Genomic DNA, 5,182 nt, shown 5'->3' on the forward strand with positions numbered 1-5,182 from the left:
AACTAACTAACTAACTAACTAACTAACTAACTAACTAACTAACTAACTAACTAACTAACTAACTAACTAACTAACTAACTAACTAACTAACTAACGTAAATAAAGAAAAGCACTACTTACTTACATTTCAAATACTCCTCTCTTTATCATAGAATAAATCATAGTGCAGAGATTTAAACATCATGGTTGTAAAAGTTTCCATTCGCCTTCCAGCTCTGAATGCATTTCGGGAAATTCTGAATTTATGTAATGATATAGCTTACAAAATCTTCTCTTTTATCGTGAGAAATATCATTATGCAGCGATTTAAGTATCATTGTATTCCAAGGTTTCCAATCATCAGCCAGCTCTGTATGTGTTATTTTATGATGTTCTAAAATTCCTTCAACAAAATAATCTTTTAGATTTAGTTCTAAAATTCTTTCCACTCCATTATGCACAAGCACTGATCTGTGTCCCAGCTCTTTTTTACTGCTAATATGAAAAGTAAAAACACCGCTGTCCCATGAACTCAGATATTCTAAATCTCCGTCTGAATCATACCGCAAAGGTAAAAGGCCGTTCTCTTTTTCGTATTCAAATATCATCGAGATCATACGGTCGCTTACCCAGCGGTAAAAAACTTCGGCATTATCCAGAAGATTCTTCCTTTCTAATTCCCTGTCCCAATTATATTGTTCTTCATAAATACCATCTTTACTGATTATTATTTTTACACGGTTGAATTTCCTGTCAGAATATTTATGCTCCTGAAATTTCTGCGTCATCATCCTTACAGTTTCTCTTATGGCTTTATTAGACTTTTCCGTTTCCGTCAATTCACAATCTTTCTGATAATATACAATAAAACTATAACTGCCTTCCAGAGTAAAAATGTACTCTGCAATCAGTCTATCGTATTCAAATTCTGTATATTCTCTTCTTATAGCGGAAACTAAATCTTCTATATTCATCTATCTCTATTTTCCACTAATTTAAAAGTATCTCACAAACTCTTCCCTTTTATCATAGGGAATATCATAATGAAGCGATTTGAGTATCATGGTATTCCAAGACTCCCACTCATCAGCCAGCTCAATATTGGTGACTTTATGATGCTCCAGTATTCCTTCTGTAAAATAATCTTTTAATGGCATATCCAAAATCCTCTCCTTTCCATCAAGGGTAAGCACTATGCTGTATTCGATCTCTTTTTTACTGCTGATATGAAAAGTAAAAATACCGCTGTCCCACGAACTCAGGTATTCTAAATCACCGTCTGAATCATACTGCACCTGCAGAAAACCGTTATCTTTTTCGTATTCAAAGATCATGGACATCATAACCTGATTTACCCACTGATAGAAAACTTCTGCTGTGTTTAACCAATCCTGCTTCTCTTTTTCGAAATCCCAGTACTGCCTGTGAGAGTAGGTTTTGTCGCTGCCTATTTCTATAATAAACCGGTTGAATTTTTCCTCGGTGTACATTACTGCTTCAAAATAGTCCGCAATTTTATCTAATTCATTATCAATTGGATCAGAATCTATTTCCGTAGGAACTTCTTCATCAGATTCTGATACATATCTTACAAAAAACTTGTAGCTCCCAGATGGAGTGAATTCATATTTTAAAAGTAACTTCACGCACGGAAATTCATTGTAATAATTGTATGCAGCTTCCACTATCGGTACTAAATTTATACTCATTTTAAAGGATTTTGATTTAAAAATGCGACATTATTCTATCTGTCAGAATTTTCAATTATATATATTTGACAAACTCATCTTTTTTATCATGCGGAATATCGTAATGAAGCGATTTGAGTATCATAGTATTCCAAGGTTTCCACTCATCAGCCAGTTCGACGTTAGTTATTTTATGATGTTCCAGAATCCCTTCTCTAAAATAATCCTTTAACGGCATATCCAGAACTCTTTCCTTTCCATCCTGCGCAAGCATTACAATATGTTCAAGTTCATTTTTATCAGTAATATGAAAAGTAAAAACACCGCTGTCCCAGGAACTTAAATATTCTAAATCTCCGTCGTCGTCATTCTGTACCGGCAAAAGCCCCTTCTCTTTCTCATATTCAAATATCATGGACATCATGCGTTCATGTACCCACTGGTAAAAAACTTCGGCATAATCCAGAAGATTTTTCTTTGCTTCCTCGCTTTCCCATCTATATTCGCTCGAGTAAATTCCGTTATGCTGTATCTGAAACACTGCAATATTAAACTGATCATCGGTTCCGGCCCTGCTTTTGAAAACCTCATAAATAAAACGTTCATATGCAAATAGTTCTCTTCCATCCAATGCTGTTTCTTTTCTTGTTCCATTATAAAAGTAACAGGCATCAACATCATAGCTTCCTGCAAGTGTGAAAGAAAACTTTATTTCCATCACATTATAAGGGAATTCTTTATAGTAGTCGTGGAAAGCTTTAAATACATCCTGTTCTGTCATTGCTTTTATTTTTCAGCTGTGTGTCCCAGCAGCTTATTATTTTTTTTTTGATTTGAATGATGAATTAATCCTTCATTTTATAAAAAACAGTACTCTCTATACGCCTGCCAAAATAAAAATAAAAAACTACAGTACATAAAAATCTTAGTGTATGATATCTTACTCGATCCGCTATTGTCCTCGCTAAACTATCAGCTCCCCTTTATTCCATATCTAATCAAATAACAATAAAATAAAATAAAATAAAACTCAATTTCAAATCAACAACCCGCCCCAACCAGCCTCCTATCACTGGCCAAAAAAACAATAAATAATATTCTAAAGAAAAGAAAACAATCTAAAAAGAAAAGAGAATCACAAATCATAACTAACTAACTAAGGACTATAGATCTGCTGTTCTAATGACGCGAAAAATTGGTGCATTCCCACAGTCTAAAGCTAACTAAACAAATAAATAAGAATAAAAAAAGCCCTCATTTCTGAGAGCTTTCAAGTTTCACTGGAATACTTTTTTATAAAGAGCTTGCTTTAATTCTTACGATTTTACCATCCTTCATAACAACCAGATCGCTGTTGTTCTTCTTTTTAAACTCAATTAATTTTTCAGCAACCTTATCCATTGCCTCTATGATCTTCTTCTGGGTCGGTGTCGTTGTTGTTTTGCGTTCGCTCATGATTGGTTCTTTTTGAGTTTATCGAACTTGATCTGATTCATAATTTCAAATCGCACTCTAATATTTTTTGTGCCATACCATTCATCATTCATAATTTATTTTCCCACTGTTTTAACAGCCCAATTTATGCAAGCGGCGCTTGCACAATTCAAAAGTAGGGATAAACTTTTGGAATTCTAGCATTAATTATTATTAACCAATACATCTGATAAGCCATCTGCAAACGCACCTTTAAGAAAAAATAATTATTTAATATTCCAATAGCCCAACTTAATTATCGTGACACTGTCACGACAATCTCCTTAATATTTTAAAATAAAAAATCCATCTATATGTAATCAATCTTTATCCCGATCAAACAGCTGACGGTTCAGTGCACTTTACAAAACCATCCCAGCGTAAATTTTAATTCACTGGGCATTAGAGTGCGAAACTGAATTTTAAGATAAAAAAACATCCTTCGGCAGCTGGGTATATTTACAATTTTAGTTCAATATCTTTCGCAATTCCGTAAGCCCGGGAAAATAAAACAAAACTGTTTTTAAAAGGAAAATCATTAACAAGGGCGTAATAATAGCCGCTGTCTTTCATTTTCTGCAATTTCTCTAACGGCAGTTCTTTTTTTAACTGCTCTTTTGTAAGGTTTGGATTTTTATTATAGAGCTCATACAGGTCTTTATAAATTGGATATTTTCCGGTGGACGGACTTTTTATGGCGTTTTGGTTTTTATCCAGATTGATGGCAGCGATATCAAAATTCTCCCCTATGGCAATCCCTTCAATAATTATAAGATTATTCACTGCATTTATCAGTGTAATGTTTTTATTATTTAATACGAAAGATTTTCCAAAATCGGTTCTTCCAAGTTTTATGCTCGGATAATCCGTTAGGATTTTCACTTCATAAAGGACGCTTCCGCTCAAGGGTTCTGTTTTATTATCTATGCTGTTTTTGAATTCTATGGTTTTATAGGTCTGCTGTTTTTCAGCTCCGTTCACTGTTGTGTAATCCCTGAAGGTTCCAAAATTTGCGATGTGATTTTTATTGATTTTAACTATGCTTTTATTTTTACCTAAAAGTTTATTCTCTTTAATTGATATGCACACACTGTTGAGCGCATCGGCTTCTTCCCTGTATATGGGCATACTTGATTTTAAAGCAATGAAATTCTGCAGTGAATCTTTTTCAAGCTCCAATTTTGCATTCTGCTTTAAAAGCAGCAGCCCTTTTTCATTTATTGCCTCGAAGAGCAGCGTTTTATTATAAATCTTATTTTCTTTTAAAGATTCAGTTTCATATTTTGATTTATTTACTGCATTAAACTCCAAAGCCATATCGTAAATGGCATCATAAACCTCACTTAAATTTTCTTTACTGATTTTTTCGCTCTGCCCATTAAAAAATATAAACATTCTATCTTCAAAGCTAAGCTGGGCTTTCATGAAACAGCTCTGCATTAGCATTATAAAGGTTATTACTCTTATTTTTTCCATTTCGTTTTTTTTTTTTATATCTGCACGCTTATTTACGTGTTATAAAACAGCATATAGCCGCTAAATCGGAGCAGATCCAGTTGATGATTATGACAGATTATTTATTTTCAAATATATCTTTTTTTTAATTATGAATCAAATGGCCGGCCCTTTGATCCGAGACATACTTTAGGCAGTGATAAATATTTTGCGGGACTGAAATTCGATGGGAAATGCTGCAGAACCTGTCGCTTCTTAAAAAGTTTATAGTTTAAAAAATAAGATTAAACTTTTATTTCATGTTTACAAATGAGCAAACGATATATCTGATGAGAAATAATAAAAATACTAATATCCATTTAATCAATTTAGAATCTAACAGATTTTCACCTTATTCTCCAACTGGACATTCAAACCAAAAATGCCAAACCACTAAACCATCCGCGATCGAATAACTATCAAATATATCTGCCGGTAAAATCGACTCCACTCTTTTCCCAACTCCACCATCGCCGGCCAAAACAAAAACAAAAAAAAAGAAAAAAACATAACTAACTAACTAACTAACTAACTAACTAACTAACTAA

The 5,182-nt window shown here is 33.2% G+C and carries 5 protein-coding genes; all 5 read right to left on the reverse strand.

Translation table 11 applies throughout. From position 1 onward, the window contains the following. Positions 1-242 precede the first annotated feature (242 nt). Complete coding sequence (locus tag BLP44_RS17965) at positions 243-953, reverse strand: hypothetical protein (protein WP_091134908.1); 711 nt, start codon at positions 951-953, stop codon at positions 243-245. A 21-nt stretch (positions 954-974) separates the two neighbouring features. After that, entirely contained in the window at positions 975-1,688 is a 714-nt protein-coding gene (locus BLP44_RS17970) for a hypothetical protein (RefSeq protein ID WP_091134910.1), read from the reverse strand. A gap of 55 nt (positions 1,689-1,743) precedes the next feature. Next, on the reverse strand, positions 1,744-2,448 hold the full coding sequence (locus BLP44_RS17975) for a hypothetical protein (RefSeq protein WP_091134912.1): 705 nt from the start codon (positions 2,446-2,448) through the stop codon (positions 1,744-1,746). A 512-nt stretch (positions 2,449-2,960) separates the two neighbouring features. Then, positions 2,961-3,122, reverse strand: a complete 162-nt coding sequence (locus BLP44_RS23010) for a hypothetical protein (RefSeq protein WP_170830256.1) — start codon at positions 3,120-3,122, stop codon at positions 2,961-2,963. Positions 3,123-3,599: 477 nt separating this feature from the next. After that, positions 3,600-4,616 (reverse strand): hypothetical protein, encoded by a 1,017-nt coding sequence (locus BLP44_RS17980; RefSeq protein WP_139159218.1) that lies wholly within the window; start codon positions 4,614-4,616, stop codon positions 3,600-3,602. Positions 4,617-5,182 lie beyond the last annotated feature (566 nt).

The organism is Flavobacterium anhuiense (assembly GCF_900101855.1).
GTDB lineage: Bacteria > Bacteroidota > Bacteroidia > Flavobacteriales > Flavobacteriaceae > Flavobacterium > Flavobacterium anhuiense.